The 264-nt window shown below is 68.6% G+C and carries 1 protein-coding gene; it reads right to left on the bottom strand.

Annotation, left to right across the window (positions count from 1 at the left end; genetic code table 11):
• The coding region (locus tag J5474_RS22575) for an aminotransferase class I/II-fold pyridoxal phosphate-dependent enzyme (protein WP_209364265.1) at positions 1-264 on the bottom strand (264 nt) is incomplete at both ends.

The raw sequence follows: 264 nt of genomic DNA, 5'->3' as shown, positions 1-264 counted from the left end.
GCGACGCCCACCTTGGCCTCGCGCAGCAACCTGAAGGCGAGGTCGAGGCTGGTCTCCCCCGTATCGACCCGCACCATCAGGTAGAAGGCGCCTTCCGGCGGGACGACCGTCACGCCGCGTATCCGGGACAGCCCCTCCACCAGGATGGCACGGCTCTCGACGCAGCGGCCGACCATCGTGCGGATGAACGCGTCGCCCTGCTCCAGCGCTGCCACCGCCGCATGCTGGATGAAGGTCGGGATGGAGGTCGTGTTGTACTGCCCA

Source organism: Sagittula salina (assembly GCF_017813235.1).
Classification (GTDB): domain Bacteria; phylum Pseudomonadota; class Alphaproteobacteria; order Rhodobacterales; family Rhodobacteraceae; genus Sagittula; species Sagittula salina.
The sequence above is the reverse complement of the archived record's forward strand: the minus strand, read 5'-3'. Positions and strand labels throughout refer to the sequence as shown.